This is a genomic window from Nostoc sp. UHCC 0251 (assembly GCF_034932245.1).
GTDB lineage: Bacteria > Cyanobacteriota > Cyanobacteriia > Cyanobacteriales > Nostocaceae > Nostoc.
The window spans coordinates 1-2205 of record NZ_JAYGHD010000519.1; the positions used below are offsets into that span (position 1 = coordinate 1).

General features: G+C 46.7%; 2 protein-coding genes. One reads left to right on the top strand and one right to left on the bottom strand.

Annotated elements, in window-relative coordinates:
* Positions 1 to 336: 336 nt before the first annotated feature.
* Positions 337 to 747 carry a universal stress protein gene (locus VB740_RS36490; RefSeq protein WP_323204678.1) on the bottom strand — a complete coding sequence of 137 codons (411 nt, stop codon included), beginning with the start codon at positions 745 to 747 and terminating at the stop codon, positions 337 to 339.
* 89 nt (positions 748 to 836) lie between these two features.
* On the opposite strand from VB740_RS36490, the gene VB740_RS36495 reads away from it, so the two are divergent.
* Complete coding sequence (locus tag VB740_RS36495; protein WP_193948422.1) at positions 837 to 2039, top strand: phosphoglycerate kinase; 1203 nt, start codon at positions 837 to 839, stop codon at positions 2037 to 2039.
* Positions 2040 to 2205 lie beyond the last annotated feature (166 nt).

Genomic DNA, 2205 nt, shown 5'->3' on the forward strand with positions numbered 1-2205 from the left:
CAAGAGGGGGAAAAGGGTAAAGGTTAAAGGGGAAGGGGACAATACAGAACTTTTTGCCCTTTTCCCGACTTATGCAAGAAGTCTCATGTAGAGACGTAGCACTGCTACGTCTCTACATCCAGATTCATACTTTAATTCAGTAACACCTAATTAATTGTAGGTAGGTACAAGCCCCCACTGATAGCGCAGCGTAAAGCCTGCGGCATAGCTTCCGCGATAGCGACGCAGGAGCGTCGCGTCTTGCAATTTTTAATTTTACATTTTTAATTTTTAATTGGAGCAAAGCGACTTGACTCCTCTGACTCCCTTTACCGATCATTTTTGGATGACCTAATACTAGGGCACAATCAGCACTGGGCAAGGGGAAAGATTAATGACGCGAGTGGTAACACTATCATCTGCTCCCTCTTCAGTCAAACCTAGCCCCCGACAGCCCATGATGATTAAATCGGCGTTGATTTCATCAGCGACATCGCAGATAGTAAAAGCTGGTTTACCTTGCCTTTCCATGATTTCGGATTGAATTCCTTGACCAGAAAATAAAGTTTGGGCACTTTCCAGCAGCTTGGCAACTACCTCTGGTGACACCATCGGATCGTCTGCACTAGGCGCATCTGGAGGTGGTTCTTCTACCACAGACAGCAGCACCAAGCGACTGCTGTACTTTTTGACTATGTTGGTCACTACATCAACAGCTTCCCGCGTTTCTCGGCTTTGATCGATCGGAAATAATACCGTCTTAAATATCTCTGTCACTTGGGTACCCCTGACTCCGGTAAAATCTTGATGGTTCTACTTTCAAAACAATAACAAAAAGGCAATCAGGAGAGTTTGGTGTGTCCAAAAAAAGTTTAGCAAGTTTATCTTCGGCTGATATCTCTGGGAAACGTGCCTTAGTGCGGGTTGACTTTAACGTGCCTGTGGACGATCAAGGCAACATTACTGACGATACTCGCATTCGCGCCGCTCTACCAACCATCCAAGATTTGACGCAGAAGGGAGCTAAGGTCATTCTCGCCAGCCATTTTGGCCGTCCCAAGGGTGTGGATGACAAATTACGCCTAACTCCCGTTGCCAAGCGTCTGTCTGAGTTACTGGGGCAAGAAGTCATTAAAACTGATGATTCCATTGGTGATGAAGTTGCAGCTAAAGTTGGCGCGTTGCAAAATGGCCAAGTGCTGTTACTTGAAAATGTCCGTTTTTACAAAGAAGAAGAGAAAAACGACCCAGAATTTGCCAAAAAATTGGCAGCTAATGCTGATTTTTATGTAAATGATGCTTTTGGTACTGCACACCGCGCCCATGCTTCTACTGAAGGTGTGACTAAATTCCTCAGTCCTTCTGTGGCTGGATATTTGGTTGAGAAGGAATTGCAATATCTGCAAAACGCCATTGAAAATCCCCAACGTCCTTTAGCGGCAATTATTGGCGGTTCCAAAGTTTCTAGCAAAATTGGCGTAATTGAAACGCTACTAGAGAAGTGCGACAAGCTGATCATCGGCGGTGGGATGATTTTCACCTTCTACAAAGCCCGTGGTTTGAATGTCGGTAAATCTTTGGTGGAAGAAGACAAGCTGGAACTAGCGAAGTCTTTGGAAGCTAAGGCTAAAGAACGTGGCGTTGCTTTACTGCTTCCCACAGATGTGGTATTAGCAGATAACTTTGCCCCTGACGCCAATTCTCAAACCGTTAGCATTGAAAATATCCCAGATGGTTGGATGGGTTTGGATATTGGGCCAGACTCGGTGAAATTTTTCCAAGAAGCTCTTGCAGATACCAAAACGGTAATTTGGAACGGGCCAATGGGTGTGTTTGAGTTTGATAAATTTGCGGCAGGTACGGAAGCGATCGCTCATACCCTCGCCGAAATCGGTAAAACTGGTACAACCACAATCATTGGCGGCGGTGACTCTGTAGCGGCTGTGGAAAAGGTTGGTCTAGCCGACCAAATGAGCCACATCTCCACCGGCGGCGGTGCTAGTTTGGAGTTGCTTGAAGGCAAGGTATTGCCTGGAATTGCGGCTTTAGATGATGCGTAAGAAAATTAGTTCTTAAGCTACTGAAAAAATTTGGGAGTTTTTGACAATTATGGTGAGGGTGCGGTATGCCGTACCCTTACTATTAAGGCAGGCAGGGGAGCAGGGGGAGCAGGGGGAGCAGGGGGAGCAGGGGGAGCAGGGGGAGCAGGGGGAGCAGAGGGAGCAG